Source organism: Mycolicibacterium cosmeticum, from assembly GCF_000613185.1.
In the GTDB taxonomy this organism is placed as follows: Bacteria; Actinomycetota; Actinomycetes; order Mycobacteriales; family Mycobacteriaceae; genus Mycobacterium; species Mycobacterium cosmeticum.
Genome location: NZ_CCBB010000003.1, coordinates 657,936 through 680,359, shown reverse-complemented (window position 1 = coordinate 680,359; position 22,424 = coordinate 657,936). Strand labels below are relative to the sequence as shown.

Genomic DNA, 22,424 nt, shown 5'->3' with positions numbered 1-22,424 from the left:
CGAGACTGTTAGTCTCGCAGCAAGACCATTGGTCTCATTATGGTCGCATCCGGGGAGGAGTCGAGTGTGGTCGACACCCCCGTGCAACCGGTCCTCTCGGCGCGTGCCCGGGCCTGGACGCTGTGCATCGCCTGCCTGGGCGTGCTGCTGGTCATCTCGTCGATGGTGGCGCTCAACACCATGCTCGGCGACATTGCCGTCGCGATGTCGGCCAGCCAGACCCAACTGACCTGGATCGTGGACAGCTACACCCTGACGTTGGCCTGCCTGCTGCTACCCGCCGGTGCGATCGGCGATCGATTCGGCCGGCGCAGTGCACTGCTGGCCGGACTGGCCGTGTTCGCGGCGGTCTCGGTGGTCCCGGCGCTCACCCCCGACCCCGCCCTGGTGATCGCGGCCCGCGGGGTGGCCGGCGCCGGTGCCGCGTTCATCATGCCCGCCACCCTGTCCCTGCTCACCACGGCTTACCCGAAAGAGCAGCGCACCAAGGCGATCGCCATCTGGGCCGGCGTCGCCGGGTGCGGCGCCATCGTCGGCATGCTGGGTTCCGGCCTGCTGCTGCAGATCTGGTCCTGGCACGCGGTGTTCTGGGCGTTCGCCGCCGGCGCGGCGCTGACCTTTGCCCTAACGCTCACCATCACGGAGTCCAGGGATCCGGACGCCGCCCCGCTGGACATCGCCGGCGCGGTGCTGATCGGCGCCGCCGTGGCGGTGCTGGTGTTCGGCATCATGGAGGCCCCGGCGCGCGGCTGGGGGCACCCCGTCGTGCTGGGCGGTATCGGCGCGGGCGTGGCATTGATGTCGGTCTTCGGGATCGTCGAGTTGCGCAGGCGGGCACCGCTGTTGGATGTGCGCCTGTTCCTGGTACCCGAATTCGCCACCGGCGCAGCGGCTATCACGGCGCTGTTCATGACGATGTTCGGATTCTTCTTCCTGCAGATGCAGTTCGTCCAGCTGGTGCTCGGCTATTCGCCGCTGGGCACGGCGCTCGCCCTGTCCCCCTTGGCGGTGCCGGTGCTGATCCTGTCCCCGCTGTCGGCCTGGTACGTCCCGCGGGTCGGTCTGCGCTTCGTGGTCTTCACCGGGCTGATGCTGATGGCGATCGGACTGCTGTGCATGCGCGGGCTGGGCATCGACGCCTCCTATCCGGAGCTCGCCTGGCCGCTGATGGTCATCAGTGCCGGTGTCGGATTGTTCACCGCGCCGACGACATCGGCGATCATGACCTCGGCCCCCGACGACAAACAGGGGGTGGCCTCGGCGGTCAACGACACCACTCGGGAGATGGGGGCGGCGCTGGGCATTGCCCTGGCCGGCTCGATGCTGGCCGGCCGCTACACCGCCGAGATCGCGCCCGCGCTGGACCGCTACCCCGAACCGGTGCGCACCGCGGCAGCCGGATCCCTCGGCGAAGCACTCACCGTCGCAACACGATTGGGGCCGGCCGGCGGCAACCTGGCGTATGCCGCGAAGATGTCGTTCCTCTATGCGATGCAAAGTTCGTTGACGGTCCTGGCCGTCGTGACAGCCGTCGTCGCCGTGCTCGTCGCAATGTGCGCGCCGGGCCGTGACGGCCGGTTGCTGTTCAGGAGATGAACTCGGCCGCCCGGTGTCCGATCATCGCGATGGTGGCGTGCGGGCCACGGCTGGGCAGGCTCGGCATGATGGAGCCGTCCACCACCCACAGTCCCTGCACGCCGTGCACCCGGCAGCGCTCGTCGAGCACCGGTCCCATCGGCGCGGTGCCACTGAGATGCTGCGTGGTGGACCAATGTGGGTGACGCCCGGTCATTCCGGATAGCGCAGTGGCGAGCTCGGCACCCGCGTGCAGGGCCGCAACGTCGGCGTCCTCGCGGTCGTAACGATGTTCGAGGACCGGGGCATCGGTGATATCCGGCGAGCGCACCGTCAGCCGGCCGCGGGAGCGCGGCCGCATCAAGGCGATGCCGATATGCGGGTCGTCCGCCCGGCCGGCTCCCGCCATCTCGCTGAAACCGGAGGTGTAAAGCCGTATTTCGACATCGTCGACGGACAGCGCGGCCTCCACCGGTGGCCGGCCGGCGGTGGCCGGCCAGTCCACCGGGAGCACCCACTCCGGGTGATCACAGAAGGCCGCCCCGACCGGGAGGTCGGCGTGCACGTCGATACCGGCGTACTCCAGCATCGGGGCCGGCCCGACCCCCGATACCAGCAACAGCTGGGCGGAGCCGATCGCCCCGGCGCACAACACGATTCGATCCGCGGTGAGAGTGCGCGCACCCGCCGGGCCGAGCACTTCGACACCGACGGCCCTGGTGCCGTCGATCAGCACTCGTAGCACCGGAACATCGGTCCGCACAACGAGATTGGGCCGCCCCAAGGCCGGTTCCAGGAACGCCGCCCCGGGCCCGATCCGGATGCCGTGATCGATGTTGAGCGGAACCGCCCCCACCCCGTCCGGGCCAGGCGCACCGTTGAGATCGTCGATCCACGGATAGCCCATGCCGAGCACCCGCTCGACGAACGCCGACGTACCCGGGCTGAAGTGCGCCGTCCGGCGGACCCGGATCGGCCCGCGGGTCCCGTGCAGCGGACCGTCGTGATCGAGGTCGGTCTCGATCGCCCGGAAGTGTGGCAGCACGTCGTCCCAGCGCCAGCCCGGCAGGCCCCAGCCGTCGAAATCGGCGGGGCGGCCCCGGCAGAAGTAGCCGCCGTTGACGGCGCCGGAGCCGCCCACCACGGCACCGCGCAGCACGTCGGCGGACCGGTTCGGGCGGTCGGTCAGCGTGGTGGTGTAGCGCCGCACGACGGGGCTGCCGGGGCCGATGGGAAGCCGGCCGGCGTCGTGCAGGTGCGCCGACACCGCGGGATCGTCGGCGCCGGGACCGGCCTCCAGCACCGTGACCTGGCAGCGATCATCGGCTGAAAGACGTTCGGCCAGAATCGAACCGGCGCTGCCGGCGCCGACGATCAGGACGTCAGTCAACTGCGGGTGTCACGACCGGAGCTGCGGTTTGAGCGCGCCGACGTGGCGTTCGCGCACCACCCCGGTCCATAGCCCGAGCCCGTAGGCGATGTCGTCGAGGCGCTTGAGCAGCAGGTAGCTCAGCACGCCGACGCGCTGCGCATCCTGTTCGGCGTTGTGGTTGCGGGTGGCCCAGTCGGCCAGCCCGTCGACGATCGCGGCGACCAGCACCACCTGCCGGCACCGCCGGAAGAAGACGGCCGCCACGAGCGTCACCGGCCAGTAGTGCCGGCAGATCGCGGAGGCGGTCTGCAGCGCCGAGCCCCACAGCCCGCGCGCGGCCATCACGGCGACCTCTTTGGGCTCGGTCTCCACCGCGCCCAGTGCCGTCGCGACGCGGCGACCGAACAGCACGGTGATGACGGCGGCCGCGAAGTAACCCATCGTGGACCCGGAGGCCAGCAGGATCCAGACCAGCAGCATCCACCGGTGCACCACCATCGGCGCCGTCTTGCCGGGGTGGCGGACCGACAGCGGGGCGGCGGACTGGCCGTAGAAGGCCTTGCGCCCGAACCACTCCCGCAATTGGGTGCGGTGATCATGGCCCACCAGGGCGATGGGCTCGTAGCGCAGCCGGTGCCCGGCCTCGACGAACCGCCAGCACAGGTCCACGTCCTCCCCGGAGCGCAGCGTCTCGTCGAAGCCACCCACCTCGAGCAGCAGGCTGCGCCGGCAGATGATGGCGGCGCTGGGCACATAGGACACCGGCCCGTAGGGCACCACCGGTGCCTCACGCATGCCCAGGTCCAGCGAGGACCGCACCGACTCGTACCGGGCCACCAGATTGTCCGGCTCGTGCAGGCTCACGATGCGCGGCGCGACGAGGGCCACCGCCGGGTCGCAGAAGTGGCCCAGCAGCGATTCCAGCCACCCGCGCCGGGGCACCACGTCGGAGTCCAGGAACGCCACGAAGTCGGTGGTGCACGCCGCCAGCCCGGTGTTGCGCGCGGCGGCCGGCCCGCGGCTGCGCTCATGCCGCAGCACCAACACGTCGCAGTACATACCCTCGAAATCGGATTCCCGCACGGGCACGGCCGAGCCATCGTCGACCACGATGACGCGCATCCCGCGCAGTGAGCGCACCAGCCGGCACAGACCAAGGGTGTTGTCCCGCACTGGCACAACCACTGTGACATCGCGGTGCGACGGCCCGCTGGCCGGACGCGGATGCGCAACGGTGGCATCCAGCAGGGTGCGCGCCAGCTGCGCCGACAGCGCGTCGTGCACCTCGAGGCGGCCGCCGTCGAGCATGGTCTGCGCCGCGGGCGCCAGCCGCAGCAGCCTGGTCGGGGAGCCACCCAGCAGCGCGGCGCCCTGGCCCAGCACCTTCACCCGGCGATCGACCTGGACGGCGAATCCGTCGGGCAGCCGTGGGCCGGTCACCTGAGCATCCCGTGCGCGTCCGGGGACCAGGCCGACACCCGGTGCACACATCCGTCGACCATGGCGGTGAACAGCGCCGCGCCGTCCCGTTCGGTGGCCGTCGTCGGATCCCCCAGGACCCCGATCTCACTGACCGCGGCCACCCCGCCGCGGCGCATCGCCGGCATCAACTCCGACAACGGTGCTCTGTTACCCGGCACGCGTTCCTCGATCCGCACGTTCTCTGGTGAAATATGTAGCAATACAGATGTTTCGGTATGTCCAGCATGAGCATCGGCGCCCCGCACCGTACACGACGTCCAGGCGACGTCGCGCCCTTCCGACCGCAGCAGCGGCACGGCGCCGGTCAGCGCCTCGACGTTGCCACCGTGCCCGTTGACGAACACCACCCGGGATGCCCATCCGCACGCCGACCGGCCGAACTCGGTGAGCACCAGCCGCAGCGCCTCGGTGCCGATCGACACCGTCCCCGGGAATCCCTCGTGCTCACCGCTGGCGCCGTAGCTCAGCGACGGGGCCAGCAACCACTGCGGCCCGATCCGGCCGGCCGCCGCGCGGGCGACCGCCACGGCGATCCGAGTGTCGGTGTCCAGCGGCAGATGGGGTCCGTGCTGTTCGGTGGAACCCAGCGGGACCATCAGCGCCGGTGGCCCGGCGGGCGATGAACCACGCAACCGATTCGACGTCACAGTGCCGAGGTCGGTGGGGAAGGCCACCGGACGATGGTAGGCCGAATTCACCTGGTGTGCGCCGATTGTTGGCGCATGCGCAGCAATTGATTTCCATACCGGGCCACGGCCGACCGACGCCGGGTCACGTCCGCCACGTCAGCCACGTCCGTATCAGCCGGCAGGAACCCCGAGCGCGCGGGTGAAGCCCTCCGGGACCAAAATGTCCTCGGCTGACAGATCGTGGATGGAAGCCTTGCCGAGCCCGCGCAGTGCGGAGTCGATCCCGCCGTGCAGGATGTCGAGAACGTTCTCCACCCCCGTTTGCCCCTCGGCGGCCAGACCCCACAGATACGCCCGGCCGATCATGACCGCCCTGGCTCCGAGCGCCACCGCCTTGACCACGTCGCTGCCGCGCCGGATACCACCGTCGAGCAGCACCTCGATCTGATCGCCGACGGCGTCGGCGATCGCAGGCAGGCAACGGATCGCCGCCGGCGTGCCGTCCAGATTGTTGCCCCCGTGGTTGGACACCGTGATGGCCGAAACCCCGGCGTCGACAGCACGTTTGGCGTCGTCGACGCGCACCATCCCCTTGAGCAGGAACGGGGCATCGGGCCACTGCTCACGCAGCCAGGCGATGTCCTCCCAGGTGGGCGGCGGGGTGCCCATCCACTGGCCGTAGGCCTCGAAGAAGGTCGGGCCCGGCTCGCCGCGCCGGCCCTGGTTGGGAACGCGCAGGTCAGGCGGACGCAGGTGCTTGCCGAAGCTCCACAGCCACCGAGGCTTGGAGAGCACCTCCGGTGACATCTTGATCATCGTCTTGAGATCCATCCGCTCCGGGATCTTGGGGCTGCCCCAATCCCGTCCGTGGCTGAAGCTCCAGTCGGTGGTGGCGATCAGACCGACCGCCCCGGCGTCCTTGGCGCGCTGAACCCGCTCGGCGATCTCCTCGCGGCTGCCCAGCCAATAGATCTGGAAGAAGATCTTGTCGTTGACCGCGGTGACTTCCTCGATGGGCTTGCTGGCGAACGAGGACAACCCCATCGCCGTGCCACGCGCGGCCGCCGCCCGCGCGACCGCCACCTCACCGTCGGGGTGCACGGCCTGCACACCCGTCGGCGAGATGATGACCGGCAATGAGATGTCTTGCCCCAACACGGTTGTCGCCATGTCGCGCTTCTCGGTGGCGCCGATCACGTGCGGAGCGAAGCCGAGTTCGGCGAAGGCCTCGACGTTGTCGGAGACCGAAACACCCTTCTCGCTGGCCGAGATCAGCGAGGAGTAGGCGGAGCGGGGCAGCCGCTTCTTCGCGCGCTGCTGGGCGATGGCGACGGTTTCGAACCAGGTATCGCGGGCCATGATCAGATCGGACTTTCGTTGCAGAACTTCTTCGGAGGCGCGCCGGCGCCGACATGGGACGTGCGAGGCGCGCCGGCGCCGACATCGGACTTCGGAGGCGCGGTGAGCAGTTTCAGCGGGATGGGGCCCCGGGGCGTGCGTCCGCCGCTGCGCGAGTGGTCGACGCTGGGCTTGGGCTTGTCCCGCTCGCGCGCCAGCGCCGGTTCCCCGTAACCCTGCACGCATTCGGGGTCCGGGCCGTCCATCGGCAGCCCGGTGAAGAACTTGGCGGCCATGCAGCCGCCGCGGCAGGCGTCGTAATGCCCGCACCCGGTGCAGGCACCGGCGGACTGCGGCTCGCGCAGTTCGCGGAACAGCTCGGAGTTCTGCCAGACGTCGGCAAAACCGTTGCTGGTGAGCACATTTCCGGCCAAGAACTTCTCGTGGATGGCGAACGGGCAGGCATAGACGTCGCCGACGGGATCGATCAGGCACACCACCCGACCGGCACCGCAGAGATTCAGCCCGGCCAGTGCGCCCGGCTCCCCCAGCCCGGACAGGTGGAAGAACGAGTCACCGGTGAGCACGCGTTCACCCTTGGCGACCAGCCAGTCGTAGAGCTGACGCTGCTGCGCGGCGGTGGGGTGCAATTCGTCCCACACGTCGGCGCCGCGACCGGACGGGCGCAGCCGGGTGATGCGCAGCGTGGCGCCGTAACGGTCGGCCAGGGCCTTGAAATCGTCGAGCTGGTCGACGTTGTGCCGGGTGACGACGACGGAGATCTTGGCATCCTTGAAGCCGGCGGCGGCCAGATTCTCCAGCGCTCGCACGGCCATCTCGAACGAGCCGGGACCGCGCACCGCGTCGTTGATCTCGGCGGTCGCGCCGTCCAGCGAGATCTGCACGTCGACGTAGTCACTGGCGGCCAGTTTGGCGGCCACCTCCGGGGTGATGCGCACCCCGTTGGTCGAGAACTTCACCCCCACATGGTGTTCGGTGGCGTAGTCGACCAGCTCCCAGAAGTCCGAGCGCACCGTCGGCTCACCGCCGCCGATGTTCACGTAGAACACCTGCATGCGTTCCAGCTCATCGATGATGTCCTTGCACTGCTGTGTGCTCAGCTCACGCGGATCGCGCTTGCCGGACGCCGACAGGCAGTGCACGCAGGACAGGTTGCACGCATAGGTCAGCTCCCAGGTCAGGCAGATCGGGGCGTCCAGGCCGCGCTCGAACTGATCGACCAGCCGGGGCACGGGGGCCACACTCGTCATTGATTCTCCCTCGGGACCAGCATGTGGGACTGTGCGAGCACGCTCAGCGCGTGCAGGTAGGGGCCGTGGGCGGCGTCGTCGATTCCGGCGGCGCGGCAGGCGGACCGTACGTCGGGGTGGTCAGCCAGCGAGCTGACCACCTCGACGATGGTCCGGTTCTTCAGGAACGACAGCTTCCGGGTGCCGAAGTGATACAGCAACGCCCCGAACGGTTCTGGCCGCACCGCCACCTGGTGGTGCAGGGCCCAGGGCCGCCCGGGATCGAAGGCGGCCACCGGGGCTGTCGGTGCCGACATGGTCAGTAGACCCCGCACATCCCGTCGATCGAGACCTCTTCGACGAGAGACTCGGTGACCAGATCGGTGTCGGACGCAACGTGCTGATTGGGTTCCATGGACTGCCCCTTTCGTTACCGTGAGAGTGATCGCGGGGTCCCACGACTGTGACCCACGCCGCACACAATATGGCATCGAGTGCCGAAATGGAAGGGTCTGATCGATGAGCGTGGGACGCCGCCCTTCCACCACCCAGGGCCACATCAGCGGTGTGGCCCTGGAACTGTTCGCGACCCGCGGTTTCGACGACGTCAGCGTCGACGACGTCGCCGCCGCCGCCGGCATCTCGCGGCGCACCCTGTTCCGCTACTTCTCCTCCAAGAACGCCATTCCCTGGGCGGACTTCGACGCGCACCTGCAGGACCTGCGCGACGTGCTCAACGCCGTGCCCGAGGAGGTGCCGCTGGACGCCGCACTGCGCTCGGCGCTGTTGACCTTCAACGACTTCGGCGCCGAAGAGATGCCACAGCATCGGCAGCGCATGCGTGTCATCCTGGAGACCGATGCGCTGCAGGCGTATTCGATGACGATGTACGCCGGGTGGCGCGAGGTGATCGCGGCGTTCGTGGCACGCCGGCTGGGCCGCAAGCCGGCCGACCTGGTACCGCAGACGGTGGCCTGGACGGCACTGGGGGTGGCGCTGACGGCCTACGAACAGTGGCTGGCCGACGAATCGGTGTCGCTGGCCGACGCGCTGGGCGACGCGTTCGACGTGGTGGGCCACGGCCTGCGCACGCTCGACCCGCGGGGCTGATCGAAAAAAGTTCGGCCAACCCCGTCGGAGTTCGGGCCGCCGCGACGACGATGAGGGTGTGAGCGCCCAAACTGACGCCGCCCGGGCGTTGTTGACGCTGTACGACGAGGCACTGCCCGTCGTATACGGGTACTTCGTCCGGCGTTGCGGTGACCGCGGCACCGCCGAGGATCTGACCTCGGAGACGTTCCTGGCGGCGATGGATGCCGCCCGAAAACCGGCACCGCCGCCGGTGAGCGTGCCGTGGCTGATCGGGGTGGCCCGGCACAAACTGGCCGACCATTATCGGCGCCGCTTCGCCGTCCCCGTCGGTGACGTGCCAGAACCGGTTGACCCGGTGGACGACTGGGACGCCGAGCTGGACCGCATCGTCGCCGAGGCCGTTCTGGCCCGGCTGCCCGAGCAGCACCGCACCGTGCTGGCACTGCGCTACCTGGACGACCGATCCGTACCCGAGTGCGCCGAACTGATCGGGCGCACCGTGCACGCCACCGAAGCCCTGCTGGTGCGGGCCCGCCGCGCCTTCAGATCGAACTACCCGGAGGGAGGCACGCCATGAACAACAGCCGCGATCCGCTGACCGCGCTCCACGGCGACGACCTGCCCGTCACACCCGACCCCGCCTTCGCGGCCCGGCTGCGCGCCCGCCTGGTTGCCGCCCTGTCCCTACCCCCGGGCGCCGAAGGAGTTGAGATGAGCGGAACCGATTCCCTGCTTGCCGAACTGGCCGAGCCCTCCCCACCCGGCACCGGCTTGGTGATCCCCTACCTCGCGGTCACCGACGCCCGGGCGGCGCTGGACTGGTATGCCGGGGCACTGGGCGCCGAGCTGGTGGGCGCACCGGTGGTCATGGCCGACGGCCGGATCGGGCATGCCGAGCTGTCGGTGGCCGGCGCGACGGTCTACCTGGCCGACGAGTATCCCGATCTGGGTCTGCGAGCCCCTGCGGCACAGTCGGTTTCGGTGAGCCTGCTGCTGCAGGTGGCCGACACCGACGCCACGCTGGGGCGGGCCCGCGCCCGGGGCGCACGGGTGCAGCGCGAACCGTACGAGGAGCACGGCTCGCGTAACGCCGCGATCGTCGACCCGTTCGGGCATCGCTGGATGCTGGCCGGCCCGCGCACCGGCGCCGCGGTGACCATCCGGCACGGCGACGTCGGCTACGTCTCGGTGAACACCCCGGACGCCGCCCGCGCCGCCGCGTTCTACGCCCACGTGCTGGGCTGGAGCTACGAAGGCCACCACGTCGCCGGCACCGGCTTGTCGATGGGCATCCACGAAACACCGGGCCCCAGCACGCTGTTCTGCTGCTACGCCGTCGACGATCTGGACGCGGCAAGGCAGTCGATCCTGGCCGCCGGCGGCACGGTCGGGCAGCCGCAGGACCGCGAGTTCGGCACGGTGCTCGACGCCACCGACCCGGCGGGCACCCCGTTCGCGGTGTACCGCGACACCGCAGGCACTCCGCGGCCCGCGCTCAACGGCACCGGACCGGGCGAACTGTCCTACCTCACCTACGAGGTGCCGGATTCGGCTGTGTTCAAGGCGTTCTACGGCCGGGTCCTGAACTGGGCATTCGAACCGGGCCGGGTCGAGGACGGGTGGGGGGTGCTGCACACCCATCCGATGGCCGGCGCCGCCGGCGGGGCGCGGGTCGCGCGGACCGTGCCGATGTGGACCGTCGCCGATATCGATGCGGCCGTGACACGGGTGCGCGAAGCCGGCGGCACCGTCATCCAGGAACCGTCGGTACAGGCCTACGGGAAGTCGGCGCTGTGCACCGACGACCAGGGCGCGCGGTTCTACCTCGGCGAGCACTGACAGCGATTTGTGGAGCCGCACCCGTAATGGTTACGGGTGCGGCTCCACAAATCACGGGAGAACGTCGGTGATCGGCGCCGCGGCGGCGATCTTGCCGCGCGCCTTCATCACCTTGCCGGGCATCCCGCCGCCGACCACCGCGGTCAGCACCCCGTCACGCTCGTAGTAGGCCAGGAACTTGCGGCCGTCGTCCTCCACGATGTGCACGGTGTCACCGGCGGCCGGTTCACCGAGACACTGGATCTTCACGTCGTACTGGTCGCTCCAGAAGTACGGCACCGTGGTCAGCGTGGAAGCGGCCTCCTGGCCGAGCAGCGCAGGCACCAGGGCGCGGGCCTGCTCGGCGACGTTGCTCCAATGTTCAACGCGCACTTGGTGTCCCACTTCGGTGCGCCAGGACGCCACATCACCGATGGCCCACACGTGCGGGGCGCTGGCCCGGCCGGAGCCGTCGCACACCACGCCGTTGTCGACCTCGATACCGCTACCGTCCAGCCACCCGGTGACCGGATGCGACCCGATGCCGACGACCACCAGGTCGGCGTCGAGCTCGGTGCCGTCGGACAGCACCACCTTCTCCACCGTGTCGGTGCCGACCACCGACGCCACCCCGACACCGCAGCGCACCCGGACGCCCTCGGCCTCGTGCAGCCGGGTCACCAGCGCGCCGATCTGCTCACCGAGCACCGATGCCAGTGGGGTGGGCTGCGGCTCGACGATCACCACGTCCACCCCGAGCTGATGCAGGCTGGCGGCCACCTCGCAGCCGATGAACCCGGCGCCGACGATCACCGCCCGCCGTGCCGTGGCCGCGTGGGCACGCAGCGCCGCGCTCTCGTCGATGGAGCGCAGAACCCTGATGCCCTCCAGGTCGGGAAATGACGGAATCCGTTTGGGCACAAGACCTGTGGCGATCACCAGCTCGTCGTAGCCGATCACCAAGCCGTCGGCCAGCGTCACCGTCTGTGCGGTGGTGTCGACCGACGTCGCCGCCGAGCCCAGCCGCAGGGTGATGTCGTTCTCGTCGTAGAACTCCTGCGGCTTGAGCACGACGTCGTGCTCGGGATTGCGCAGCACCTCCTTTGACAGCGGCGGCCGGTCGTACGGCAGGTGCGTCTCGTCGCTGACGATGGTGATCGGTCCGCTGTATTCGGCGCGCCGCAATTGCTCGGCGGTGCGGGCCGCGGCCAGTCCACCACCGACAATGACGATTCCACCATTATTTGTCACGTGGGTCTTCATACACGATGACAGGCTCCCCCGGCCTGCCTACCCCATCGGTACTGCTCAGGACCGGGCACGTTCGATGATGTTGGACAGCACCACGATGCTCTCGCTGCGTTCGATGTCCGCACTGGCCCTGATGCGTTCCAGGGCCTCCTCCAGGTGCCGCATATCGCGCGCCAGCACGTGCAGGATGGCGTCCGAGGTGCCCGTCACCGTCGCCGCGCTGACCACCTCGGGGATGTCGATCCAGGCCCGGCGCAGCTCGGCGGGCGCGATGGTGCCGTGGCAGTAAACCTGCACATAGGCCTCGGTGCCCCAGCCCAGCGCGTTGCGGTCGACGACGGTGGTGAACCCGCGGATCACCCCGTGGTCGAGCAGCCGGTCCACCCGCCGCTTCACCGCCGGCGCCGACAGATTGACCCGCTCCCCGATCTCGGCGAAGGTGGCGCGGGCATTGTCGGTCAGCTCGGCCAGGATCCGCTCATCGGTCTCGTCCAGACGGTCCATACCGCTCCTCACGCAACAGATTGCCGATTTCGGCCATTCGTAACAATAGATCACCGTTTATCACGCAACGGATAGCGATTGATTGCACAATACCCTCCGCATACCGTTGATCCATGACGATTTCCGAGGTCGCCAGCCACTCCGTCCTGCCCCCGACCCGCTCCGCCCGCACCCGCCACTACGCCATGACGGCACCAACGCATTTCGCCGTCGAGTACGCCATCAATCCGTGGATGGACACCTCGACGGCGGTGGACGCCGCACGGGCCGTCGAGCAGTGGGAAAACCTGCGCCGTGTCTACCTCGACCTGGGCCACACCGTCGATCTGGTCGACCCGCAGCAGGGTCTGCCCGATATGGTCTACGCGGCCAACGGCGGGCTGATCGTCGGCGGCCAGGCCATCGTCGCCCGGTTCGCCTACCCGCAGCGAGCCGGTGAGGCCGCGGCCTACGCCGCCTGGATGGCCGACCAGGGGCACCGCCCGGTCCAGACCCGGCACGTCAACGAGGGCCAGGGCGATCTGCTGGTCATCGGCTCGAAGATCCTGGCCGGTTACGGATTTCGCACCGACGTGCGGGCGCACGACGAGATCGCGACGATCACCGGGATGCCGGTGGTCGGCCTGGAACTGGTCGATCCGCGCTTCTACCACCTCGACACCGCGCTGACCGCACTCACCGACGACCTCATCGCCTACTATCCGCCGGCGTTCAGCGACGCCGCCCGCGCCACGCTGGAGCGACTCTTCCCGGACGCCATCCTGGTCGGCAGCTCCGACGCCTACGTGTTGGGCCTCAACGCCGTTTCCGACGGGCGCCACGTGGTGCACCCGGCCGCGGCCACCGGCTTCGCCGACCAGTTGTCGGCCGCCGGTTTCGAACCGATCGGGGTGGACCTGTCCGAACTGCTCAAGGGCGGCGGGTCCGTCAAATGCTGCACACTGGAGGTGTTCTCATGACGGTGCTGGAGCACATGACGATCGACGAGCGCCATGTCGCGCGCAACTACGCCCCGCTGCCGGTGGTGGCGGCATCGGCCGACGGTGTGTGGATCACCGACGTGGCGGGCCGGCGCTATCTGGACTGCCTGGCCGCGTATTCCGCGGTCAACTTCGGCCACCGCAACCCGGAGATCACCGCCGTCGCACACGCCCAGCTGGACACGGTCACCCTGGTCAGCCGGGCGTTCCATTCCGACCGGCTGGGCCCGTTCTGCGCGGCACTGGCCCGGATGTGCGGCAAGGAGATGGTGCTGCCGATGAACACCGGCGCCGAGGCGGTGGAAAGCGGTATCAAGGTGGCCCGCAAGTGGGGCACCGACGCCAAGGGCGTGCCGGCCGGTCGGGCCAATATCGTGGTGGCGCAGAACAACTTCCACGGCCGCACCACCACCATCGTCAGCTTCTCCGACGATGACACCGCCCGCAGCGGGTTCGGCCCGTTCACCCCCGGCTTCCGGTCGGTGCCGTTCGGCGACGCCGGCGCGGTGGCCGCCGCGATCGACGAGAACACCGTCGCCGTGCTGCTCGAGCCCATCCAGGGCGAGGCCGGGATCATCGTGCCGCCCGACGATTTCCTGCCCGGGGTGCGGGCCCTGTGCACCGAACGCAACGTGCTGATGATCGCGGACGAGATCCAGTCCGGGCTGGCCCGGACCGGGCGCACCTTCGCCTGCGACCACTGGGACGTGGTGCCCGACATGTATCTGCTGGGCAAGGCGCTGGGCGGCGGCGTGGTGCCGGTGTCGGCGGTGGTGGCCGACGAGGAGATCCTGGGTGTGTTGCATCCCGGCGAGCACGGCTCGACCTTCGGCGGCAACCCGCTGGCCGCGGCCGTCGGCTCGACGGTGGTCGCGATGCTCGAACGGGGCGAATATCAGGCGCGCTCAGCGGAATTGGGCGCACTGCTGCACACCCGGCTGGCGGAGTTGTGCGGCGCGGGGGTACTGGCGGTGCGCGGCAAGGGATTGTGGGCCGGCGTGGACATCGATCCGCGACTGGGCACCGGCAAGCAGATCAGTGTGCGGCTGGCCGAGCGTGGGGTGCTGGTCAAGGACACCCACGGCCACACACTGCGGTTCGCCCCGCCCCTGGTCATCACCGCCGAGGAAATCGAGTGGGCGGTGGCACAATTCGCGGCGGTCCTGGCCGGACGGTGACCCGCTAGTACTTCAGCACACCCCGGTCGACGGCGATCTGGCTGCCCGACAGCGTCGCCGAACCGTCACCGGCCAGCCAGGCCACCACGTTGGCGACCTCCTCCGGCTCCATGAACGCGGCGAGTCCCTCGTTCTTGCCGTCGGTCACCTTGTGGTAGGGCATCGGGGCGAAGCTGTGCAGGAAGCTCGGGAACTTCGCGAAGATCGCGGCCATGGCCTCGGGCTCGATCATGGGGGTGTCGATCGAGTACGGGTGGATGGAGTTGACCCGAATGCCGAACTCGCCCACCTCAAGCGCCAGCGAGTTGGTGAGCGCGACCAACCCGTGCTTGGACGCCGCGTAGTGCGAGTTGCCCGGCGTGGCCTTGAGGCCGGCCGAGGAGCTGACGATGATGATGGAGCCGCCGTTGCCGGCTTCGATCATGGCCGGCACCGCCGCCTTGATGGTGCGCCAGGTGCCGTTGAGGTTCACGTCGACCACGGTGTCCCACTGCTCCGGCGTGAGTTCCCACACCCGGCCCCAGCTCAACACGCCCGCGTTGGCGACCACGACGTCGAGCCGGCCGAACTGTTCCACGCCGTCGGCCACCAACTCCTGCTGGGCGGCCAGGTCGCGCACGTCGACGGCGCGGGCCAGCACCTTGCGCCCGGCCGCTTCGACACCGCGCACCGTCTCGGCGAGATCCTCGGGGCTGGCCGCCGGATAGGTGATGGTGTCCGATACCGGCGCGCAGATATCGGCGGCGATGATGTCGGCGCCTTCCCGCGCCAACCGGATCGCATGGGCCCGGCCCTGTCCGCGCGCCGCCCCCGTCACGAACGCCACACGTCCTTCGAGCGATCCGTTCGCCGCTGCCATTGCCGGTCCTTTCGTCAACCCGGGCCCAGGCTAGCAGCCAGACTGAAACGTGTTCTAGTAATCGATCGGGTCGCGGATGATCGGGCATGTCATGCAATGACCACCACCGCGGCCCCGTCCCAGCTCGGCGCCGACGATCGTGATCACCTCGACCCCGGCCTTGCGCAGCAACGCGTTGGTGTGGGTGTTGCGGTCGTACGCGAAGACGACGCCGGGCTCGACGGCGACCAGGTTGTTACCGCTGTCCCACTGTTGTCGCTCCGAGTCGTACCGGGTACCACCGGTCTCCACCACCCGCAGCTCGGCGAGCCCCAGCGCCGCGGCGACCACTTCGATGAACGGTTTGGTCTCCTCGATCACCTCCACACCGACGCCCGGGCGGTCGGCCGGTAACAGCGTGAACGGGGCGATGCCGTCGACGATGCCGGGATAGACCGTGACGACGTCACGGTCGGCGAAGGTGAAGACGGTGTCCAGGTGCATGGCCGAGCGAAGCTTGGGCATGCCGGCGACGATCACCTTCTCGGCCGCGCCGGCGGCGAACAACGCCGCGGCCACCTGGGTGATGGCCTGCCGAGACGAGCGCTCGCTCATCCCGATCAGCACGACGCCGTTACCGGGGATGAGCACGTCACCCCCTTCGAGAGTGGCCAGCCCCCAGCTCTTCTCGGGATCTCCCCACCACACCGTCGAACCGACATAGTCGGGGTGGAACCGATAGATGGCCTTCATCAGCAGCGTCTCGTCGTGCCGCGCCGGCCAGAACAACGGGTTGAGCGTCAGTCCGCCGTAGATCCAGCAGGTGGTGTCGCGGGTGTAGAGGGTGTTGGGCAGCGGCGGCATCAGGTATTCGGTGACACCACTGTCCTCCCTGGCCAACGTGCGGTATCCGGTCCGCACCTCGGCCGGCAGATCGCGGATGGACATGCCACCGATGAGCAGCTCCGACAACCGGCGCGGTTGCAGCGAATCCAGGAAGTCCCTGGTGTCGTCCACCAGGCCCAGCCCGACCTCGTTGGCGACGATCTTGCGGTCCAGCAGCCAGGTCCTGGCCTCGTCGATCTCCATGGTTTCGGTCAGCAGGTTGTGCAGCTCAACGACTTCCACGCCGCGGTCGCGCATCTTGTCCATGAAGTCGAAATGGTCGCGGCGGGCGTTCTGCACCCACAGCACATCGTCGAAGAGCAGGTCGTCGCAGTTGGTCGGGGTCAGGCGCTCATGCGCCAGGCCCGGCGAGCACACCAGCACCTTGCGCAGGGTGCCCACCTCGGAGTGCACCCCGTAAGCGGCCGAAGGCGGCTCGGAAGGTCGCGTCATGACTGGTCCTTTCAGATCTGGATGGACCCGGAGACGAGCCCGTAAACCCCGGCGACCGCCCCGGCCACGATGACCACCAGCAGGCCCACCTCGGCAGGACGGAACACCGGCAGCGAACGCTCCCGGCGCGCCTTCACATACAGCAGGGCGGCCGGCGCGTAGAGAAGGCAGGACAGCATCAGGTGATCCCACCCGGCGGCATACACCAGGAACAGGGTGTAGGTGGTGGCCAGCGCGGCCACGATCATGTCGGGGACCAATGACCTTCGGTCGCCGTAGGTTTCACGGGTGATCGTCAGCTTCAGCGCGTAGGCGGCGGCCAGCAGGTACGGGATCAGGGACAGCGCCGCGGTGAGATCGAGCATGAAGTCCAGCGCCTCGGAGGTGAACAGCAGCAGGATGAGCAGCAGTTGCACCAGACCGGCCGCCATCACCAGGGCGCTGATGGGTGCGCCCTTGGAATTGGTGCGGGCCAAGAACTTCGGCATGTCGGCGGCCTTGGCCGGGATGTAGAGGATTTCGGCGGCCATCAGCGTCCAGGCCAGATACGCGCCGAGCACCGAGAGGATGACGCCCGCCTTGATGAAGACCGCACCCCACGGTCCGACGATGGATTCCAGTACGGACGCCATCGACGGCTGATTCACCGCGGCCAGGTCCGGCTGACTCAGCACACCGTAGGACACCAGGGTGACGAGCATGAAAACGCTGAGCACGGAGAGGAATCCGATGACGGTGGCGCGGCCGACGTCGGCGCGTTTGCGGGCGAACCGCGAATAGACGCTGGCCCCTTCGATGCCGAGGAAGACGAATACGGTGATCAGCATCGTGCCCTTGGCCTGGTCGAAGAGCGAGGCCAGCGAGTAGTGGCCGTCGCCGCCCCAGAAGTTGCCGGTGAACACGTCGGCATCGAAGGCGATCAGCGCGATGACGATGAACGTGAGGATCGGGACGACCTTGGCGACGGTCGCGATCCGGTTGATGACCGCGGCCTCCTTCACCCCGCGCAGGATGAGGAAGCAGAACAGCCACACCCCGAGCGAGGAGAGCACGACGGCCAGCACGGTGTCGCCGGATCCCAGTGCGGGGAACAACGCGCCGATGGTGGTCATGATGAGCACCCAGTACGAGGTGTTGCCCGCGCAGGCCGACGCCCAGAAGCCGAAGGCCGAGTTGAAACCGACGTAGTCGCCGAATCCCGCCTTGGCGTAGGCGTAGATGCCGGCGTCCAGCTCGGGTTTGCGGGTGGCCAACCGTTGGAAGACGAACGCCAGCATCAACATTCCGGCGCCCGCGATGCCCCAGGCGATCAGCGCCCCGAGCACCCCGGTCTCGACGCCGAACCGGCGCGGCAGCAGGAATACCCCGGAACCGATCATCGAGCCGATGACCATCGCGGTCAGGGTCGGCAGACTGACCTTGTCGGCAACGGCGCGGTCTTGGGCGCTCATCGTTCCCCCTCAGAGCCTGAAGCGGAATCTAGCAGTCGCGGTGCTCGAGGGAAGCGTTATCTACGCATACGTCAGGGCGCTACAGCTCCGCGATGATCTGCTGGCGCTTGCCGGCGTATTCGTCCTCCGAAATCGCCCCGGTGGCGCGCAGAGTCTCCAGTTCCTGCAGCCGCTGAGCCGCCGACGGGGCGGGGGGCGCCGGCGGGACGTAGGCGGCCGGCGCCGGGGCAACCGGCGGCGCCATGGGCGCGGCAGGCGGTGGGGCGGCCTGCTGCTGCGCGCCGGCGCGGCGTACCACCGCTTGCACCTGGGCCCGGGCGGACGGGTTGCTGCGCAGGTCGATCATGCTGTTCATGCCGATGTTGTTGGCCTTGAGAATCTGCAGGATCTCCATCAGCGGGCCGACTTGTCCGGACAGATCGTAGGTGCGGTGGTCTTCCTCGATGGTGAAGGTCGCCGGCACCTGGCCATTGACCAAGGCGCTTCGTTCCCAATCGATCTGGAACTGATTGGTCGCCGGGTCCACCAGCACCACGACCTTGCGTGAGGTGAGGGTGCCCAACCGGGTGACGCTGGCGATGACGCGGTCCTCGGCGGTGAACGGCGCGATGCCGGGCCCGGAGATGTGCAGATTGAGTTTCACCAACGGTTGGTCGTTGATCCGGGTGCCGGTTTCCGACATTCCCGTGATCTGCGCCAGCGCGAGCACACCGGTGGCCTCCAGAGCCTGGGTGCGGGCGGCGGATCTGGCTCCAAAGTTCGCCAGCGCCAAGGCGATCAGCACATCGGCCGCGGTCACCAGTAAGCCGGCCCAGAACATCCATTTCAGCAAATAGCTCTGACCGGTGGCGAAATACACCACCAGGAAGATCGGCCCGACCAGGCCACCGCACAGCAGCACCATCAGCTGCGCTTTCACGTATCGCCACACCATGTGCCACGCTCCGTTCGAAATGGACGGGGTCAGATTAACGCCAACCAGCGCATTTTGGCGGCGTGCCGAAATCATTTGGGCACTTCCCACCAGCGGATGTATTTGCGTCGGCAAACAATACGGACGATGTCCGCCACTTGACGGACCCCGCCGTCCGCTTCGTGCCTAGAATTGCATGTGCTTGAGCGGGGACCGGACATCCGGAATGTCCACGTGTCTGAGCGGCAGGTGATCCAGCGCGGCCAGGACCTTGCCATCATCCTGCTCAACACCGTCACCCTGGTGGCCGTCTCCAGCGCACTCCTGCTTCCCGGCACCCCCGAATGTGCGCACGGGGCAACCCTGCTCGGACTGGTGGGCGGTTGGGCTGCCTTCCGTCTGTGCACGCGATCGCGCGCACTGCCGTTCCAGCTGGCCGACTTCTGCTACGTGCTGATCGTCGCGGCGGCGATTCCGTGGTGCGACCCACGGCCCGAGAGTCTGTACATCAACTCGGTGCCCCAGGTGATCGCCGGTGCGGCGGTCATCGCCTTCACCATGGCGCAGCCCCCGCGGATCAGCTTCGTGGCATCGGCGCTGATCGCCGTCGCGTATGCCTTCGGATGCGCTCAGCTGGTCGGATGGCACGGCGCCGCGCAGGTTCCGATGCTGTTCTACATGCTCGGCATCGAATGGACCATCGTGGCGGCGCTGCTGGCCACCGGGCTGGCCATCGCCAGACAGGTGGACCAGGCCCGCGCCGAAAACCACGACGCGGCACTGCGGGACGCGATCGCCGCCGCCGTGCGCGACCACGAACTCGAACACCTGGCGCTGGTGCACGACACCGCCGCGTCGACCCTCTACCTCGTCGGCGAGGGCGCCGACATCTCACCGGATCGTATTGCCGCCCAAGCCCGCCGGGATCTGGAACTGCTCACCGGCGGTCCCGCGCGGGCCGAGCCCATGCCCGACACCGATATCGTCGCGGCGATACGGCACGAGGTCGCGCACCTTCCGGCGCAGATCGAGTTGTCCGGCCGGCCCGGCCTCGTCCTCAGTGGGCGCACGGCCCGCACGGTGCTCGCCGCGGTCCGCGAAGCGCTCAACAACGCCGAACGGCACGCCCACGCGTCGCGCATCGAGATCGACGTCGCGCCCGGCATGATCACCGTCGTCGACGACGGCGTCGGCTTCGACCCGGATGCCACCACCCTCGGCCATGGCGTCGCCGAATCGATCGTCGCCAGGATGCGCCGCATCGACGGCAGCGCGACGATCACCTCGTTGCCGGGCACCGGGACCAGGGTGACGCTGACGTGGGACCAGGCTCCGTGCTCCGCGACCACCACCGCGACCCTCGACGACATCGACCAACTCACCGAGCGGGTGCTCATCCAGTTCGGGCTCGGCATCGCGGTTTTCGCGCTGGTCCAATTGCTGGTCGCGGTGCCGTACGCCGCCGCCCACACCGAGCGGCCGCTGATCCAGTTCGTGCTCGGCGGGATCGCCGCCCTCGTCGTCATCGCCGGTGTGCCAAGGGTGCTCGACCGCGGCCCCAACCTCAGCTTCCCCGCCCTGACCGTGATGGCCGCGGTCATCGTGGTCCAGTCGCTGTCACTGCCCGCCGAGTTACTCGGCACGCCCGCCCAGTGGCCACTGATCGCCTCCGGACTGTGCGTGCTGCCCTTCCTGCTGCGCTGGCGGATCCGGTATGCCGCCGCGACGATGGTCGCCTTCTGGCTGGGCACCGCGATCCTCACCTTCGTGCGGCAGCCCGGCATCGAGATGGCGTTCAACCTGGCCCTCTACACCGCCGGCATCGCCCTGGTGCAGATGTTCGCGCTGGCCTTCCCGGAACTGCTGCGCAACGCGACCGTCGCGGCGGCCGAGGAGCTCCGCCAGCGCTGGGCCATGGCCGACCGGCACCGCATCGCCGAGGCTCTGCATGACGACTATGTCCGCCGGACGTCGAAACTCATCCGCGGTGTGTTCCCGTTGCTGCAGACCTTGAGCACCGGCGCCGTCGACGCCGAGACCAGGCAGCGGGCCCGGCTGGAATCGCGCCGGTTGCGGCTCTACATCTTTCAGTCGCGCACCTTCAGCCATCCGCTCGTCGCGGAGTTGCGCAGCGCCGTCGACGCGGCCGACCGGCGCGGGGTGATCGTCACGATGAACGCCGACAACAACCTCCCGCAACTCGACGAGGACACTCGGCACCAGATCCTGGCGCCGCTGCGCAACGCGCTTGCCCAGGCCAGGGAACGCGCCAGGATCGGTCTGACGGTGGCAGGCGGTGAGCTGATTGCCAGCATCATCTGCGACACCGCCGCCGGCGCCTCGGCACATCCGCAGCACACCGATCCGCGCGTCGAGGTCACGGCCATCGGCGACACGGTGTGGATCAGTGTGCACCACCACCTGCCGGGCTCACCGGAGGTCGCCGAGGCCCCCGAGCACAGCATCGCCTGAACCGGGCTATTATCGACCCATACGTCAATATGGTTAGCCAGGGTTGCTAATTCGGGCCATCCGGGCATTGCCGGCGAGTAGAGTCCTGATCCGATGAATTGCGGGGGTGCCGAATCGGTGGTGTCATCTATCTCAGGTGAATTGCATGAATAGAGCCGAAGAGGGTGGGGTCTGCGATTCCGGGGTGGCCATCCCGGTGGCACTGATCGATGACCATGACGTAATTCACGCCGGCGTCAAAGCATGGTTTGCCGATACCGATCCACCGATCGAGCTCGTCGCCGACTACCCCGACCCCTCGTCGTTTCTCGCCGAACACCCGCAGGCCGACGGCACCATCGAGGTCGTGCTCTTCGACCTGCAGTACGAGCGGTACCGGCCGGAATTCGAAAGCCTCCGGGAGGTCTGCGCGGCGGGGCACCGTGTCATCGTCTACTCGCACATGTCCACCGACGAGGTGATCCTGAGCAGTCTGGACGCCGGCGCCATGACCTTCCTGGCCAAGGGTGAAGACAAGCAGCACCTGTTCGACGCGATCTACGCCGCCCACTCGAACACCCCCTATGTCGGTCCGCGCATGGCGAAGGCCCTGTTCAACGACCGGACGGTCGGACGCCCGGGGCTGAGCACCCGGGAACGCGAGGTACTGATCGCCTGGTTCCAGACCGAGAACAAGGAATTCGTCGCCAAGCGCCTGTTCATCGAACCGTCGACGGTCCGCACCCACCTGCAGCGGGCCCGGGCCAAGTACGCGGCCGTCGGCCGGCCGGCGCCGACCAAGGCCGCATTGATCGCCAGGGCCGTCCAGGACGGCATCCTCAGCATCGACGACCTCTGAGGCCCCGCGCCGAGATCGACGTTCGGCCCGATTCCACTCGCACAAATCCGCCCAAACGTGCGTTTGGGCGGCACGGGGGAAACGAAAAGCGGCGCCCACCCGAAG

At 68.6% G+C, this 22,424-nt stretch carries 21 protein-coding genes; 8 read left to right on the top strand and 13 right to left on the bottom strand.

Features of this window, described 5'->3' with window-relative positions:
- The first annotated feature begins 66 nt into the window (after positions 1–66).
- The gene (locus BN977_RS22365) at positions 67–1,596 is read left to right on the top strand and encodes an MFS transporter (protein ID WP_036404183.1); all 1,530 of its coding nucleotides are present in this window, start codon (positions 67–69) and stop codon (positions 1,594–1,596) included.
- Here the strand turns inward: BN977_RS22365 and mftG are convergent.
- The 7 genes from mftG to mftA all read right to left on the bottom strand — a co-directional run bounded on the left by mftG (position 1,586) and on the right by mftA (position 8,061).
- Positions 1,586–2,965 carry a mycofactocin dehydrogenase MftG gene (gene mftG / locus BN977_RS22360; protein WP_036401587.1) on the bottom strand — a complete coding sequence of 460 codons (1,380 nt, stop codon included), beginning with the start codon at positions 2,963–2,965 and terminating at the stop codon, positions 1,586–1,588. The two genes, BN977_RS22365 and mftG, sit on opposite strands and share 11 nt — an antisense overlap.
- Before the next feature lie 9 nt (positions 2,966–2,974).
- The gene (gene mftF / locus BN977_RS22355; RefSeq protein ID WP_024453859.1) at positions 2,975–4,387 is read right to left on the bottom strand and encodes a mycofactocin biosynthesis glycosyltransferase MftF; all 1,413 of its coding nucleotides are present in this window, start codon (positions 4,385–4,387) and stop codon (positions 2,975–2,977) included.
- Positions 4,384–5,127 carry a mycofactocin biosynthesis peptidyl-dipeptidase MftE gene (gene mftE, locus BN977_RS22350; protein WP_036401585.1) on the bottom strand — a complete coding sequence of 248 codons (744 nt, stop codon included), beginning with the start codon at positions 5,125–5,127 and terminating at the stop codon, positions 4,384–4,386. The genes mftF and mftE overlap by 4 nt, the downstream gene beginning before the upstream one ends.
- Before the next feature lie 102 nt (positions 5,128–5,229).
- Positions 5,230–6,417: a pre-mycofactocin synthase MftD gene (mftD, locus tag BN977_RS22345; protein ID WP_036401582.1), complete on the bottom strand. Its 1,188-nt coding sequence runs from the start codon at positions 6,415–6,417 to the stop codon at positions 5,230–5,232.
- 2 nt (positions 6,418–6,419) lie between these two features.
- Entirely contained in the window at positions 6,420–7,667 is a 1,248-nt protein-coding gene (gene mftC / locus BN977_RS22340) for a mycofactocin radical SAM maturase (RefSeq protein ID WP_036401579.1), read from the bottom strand.
- A complete protein-coding gene (gene mftB / locus BN977_RS22335; protein ID WP_024453855.1) occupies positions 7,664–7,963 on the bottom strand; it encodes a mycofactocin biosynthesis chaperone MftB in 300 nt (99 codons plus the stop codon). The genes mftC and mftB overlap by 4 nt, the downstream gene beginning before the upstream one ends.
- Before the next feature lie 2 nt (positions 7,964–7,965).
- Positions 7,966–8,061: a mycofactocin precursor MftA gene (mftA, locus tag BN977_RS32045; protein WP_081664464.1), complete on the bottom strand. Its 96-nt coding sequence runs from the start codon at positions 8,059–8,061 to the stop codon at positions 7,966–7,968.
- A gap of 104 nt (positions 8,062–8,165) precedes the next feature.
- Here mftA and mftR point away from each other — a divergent pair, with 104 nt between their 5' ends.
- The 3 genes from mftR to BN977_RS22320 are packed head-to-tail and all read left to right on the top strand — an operon-like array spanning position 8,166 to position 10,577.
- Positions 8,166–8,756, top strand: a complete 591-nt coding sequence (gene mftR / locus BN977_RS22330) for a mycofactocin system transcriptional regulator MftR (protein WP_024453854.1) — start codon at positions 8,166–8,168, stop codon at positions 8,754–8,756.
- A gap of 58 nt (positions 8,757–8,814) precedes the next feature.
- Positions 8,815–9,315, top strand: coding sequence for an RNA polymerase sigma factor (locus tag BN977_RS22325; RefSeq protein ID WP_036401577.1), 501 nt, complete (start codon positions 8,815–8,817; stop codon positions 9,313–9,315).
- Positions 9,312–10,577 (top strand): VOC family protein, encoded by a 1,266-nt coding sequence (locus tag BN977_RS22320; RefSeq protein ID WP_036401575.1) that lies wholly within the window; start codon positions 9,312–9,314, stop codon positions 10,575–10,577. The genes BN977_RS22325 and BN977_RS22320 overlap by 4 nt, the downstream gene beginning before the upstream one ends.
- A gap of 51 nt (positions 10,578–10,628) precedes the next feature.
- On the opposite strand, the gene BN977_RS22315 is transcribed toward BN977_RS22320, so the two are convergent.
- Together BN977_RS22315 and BN977_RS22310 are read right to left on the bottom strand one after the other, a co-directional pair.
- Complete coding sequence (locus BN977_RS22315) at positions 10,629–11,819, bottom strand: NAD(P)/FAD-dependent oxidoreductase (RefSeq protein WP_036401573.1); 1,191 nt, start codon at positions 11,817–11,819, stop codon at positions 10,629–10,631.
- Between the two features lie 45 nt (positions 11,820–11,864).
- Positions 11,865–12,311, bottom strand: a complete 447-nt coding sequence (locus BN977_RS22310) for an Rv2324 family transcriptional regulator (RefSeq protein WP_024453850.1) — start codon at positions 12,309–12,311, stop codon at positions 11,865–11,867.
- A 113-nt stretch (positions 12,312–12,424) separates the two neighbouring features.
- On the opposite strand from BN977_RS22310, the gene ddaH reads away from it, so the two are divergent.
- Together ddaH and rocD are read left to right on the top strand one after the other, a co-directional pair.
- Positions 12,425–13,270, top strand: a complete 846-nt coding sequence (ddaH, locus tag BN977_RS22305; protein WP_024453849.1) for a dimethylargininase — start codon at positions 12,425–12,427, stop codon at positions 13,268–13,270.
- A complete protein-coding gene (rocD, locus tag BN977_RS22300; protein WP_084172649.1) occupies positions 13,267–14,469 on the top strand; it encodes an ornithine--oxo-acid transaminase in 1,203 nt (400 codons plus the stop codon). The genes ddaH and rocD overlap by 4 nt, the downstream gene beginning before the upstream one ends.
- A 4-nt stretch (positions 14,470–14,473) precedes the next feature.
- On the opposite strand, the gene BN977_RS22295 is transcribed toward rocD, so the two are convergent.
- From BN977_RS22295 to BN977_RS22280, 4 genes are all read right to left on the bottom strand, one after another.
- Entirely contained in the window at positions 14,474–15,328 is an 855-nt protein-coding gene (locus tag BN977_RS22295) for a mycofactocin-coupled SDR family oxidoreductase (RefSeq protein WP_036401568.1), read from the bottom strand.
- A gap of 54 nt (positions 15,329–15,382) precedes the next feature.
- Positions 15,383–16,645: an arginine deiminase gene (locus BN977_RS22290; RefSeq protein ID WP_036401565.1), complete on the bottom strand. Its 1,263-nt coding sequence runs from the start codon at positions 16,643–16,645 to the stop codon at positions 15,383–15,385.
- Between the two features lie 11 nt (positions 16,646–16,656).
- On the bottom strand, positions 16,657–18,096 hold the full coding sequence (locus BN977_RS22285) for a basic amino acid/polyamine antiporter (RefSeq protein WP_036401562.1): 1,440 nt from the start codon (positions 18,094–18,096) through the stop codon (positions 16,657–16,659).
- 79 nt (positions 18,097–18,175) lie between these two features.
- Positions 18,176–19,030: an SHOCT domain-containing protein gene (locus tag BN977_RS22280; protein WP_036401560.1), complete on the bottom strand. Its 855-nt coding sequence runs from the start codon at positions 19,028–19,030 to the stop codon at positions 18,176–18,178.
- Positions 19,031–19,243: 213 nt separating this feature from the next.
- Between BN977_RS22280 and BN977_RS22275 the strand changes: the two genes are divergently transcribed.
- Both BN977_RS22275 and BN977_RS22270 read left to right on the top strand, forming a co-directional pair.
- Positions 19,244–21,481 carry a sensor histidine kinase gene (locus BN977_RS22275; protein ID WP_131590189.1) on the top strand — a complete coding sequence of 746 codons (2,238 nt, stop codon included), beginning with the start codon at positions 19,244–19,246 and terminating at the stop codon, positions 21,479–21,481.
- A gap of 145 nt (positions 21,482–21,626) precedes the next feature.
- Positions 21,627–22,319 (top strand): response regulator transcription factor, encoded by a 693-nt coding sequence (locus tag BN977_RS22270; protein ID WP_036401556.1) that lies wholly within the window; start codon positions 21,627–21,629, stop codon positions 22,317–22,319.
- The last annotated feature ends 105 nt before the right edge of the window (positions 22,320–22,424 follow it).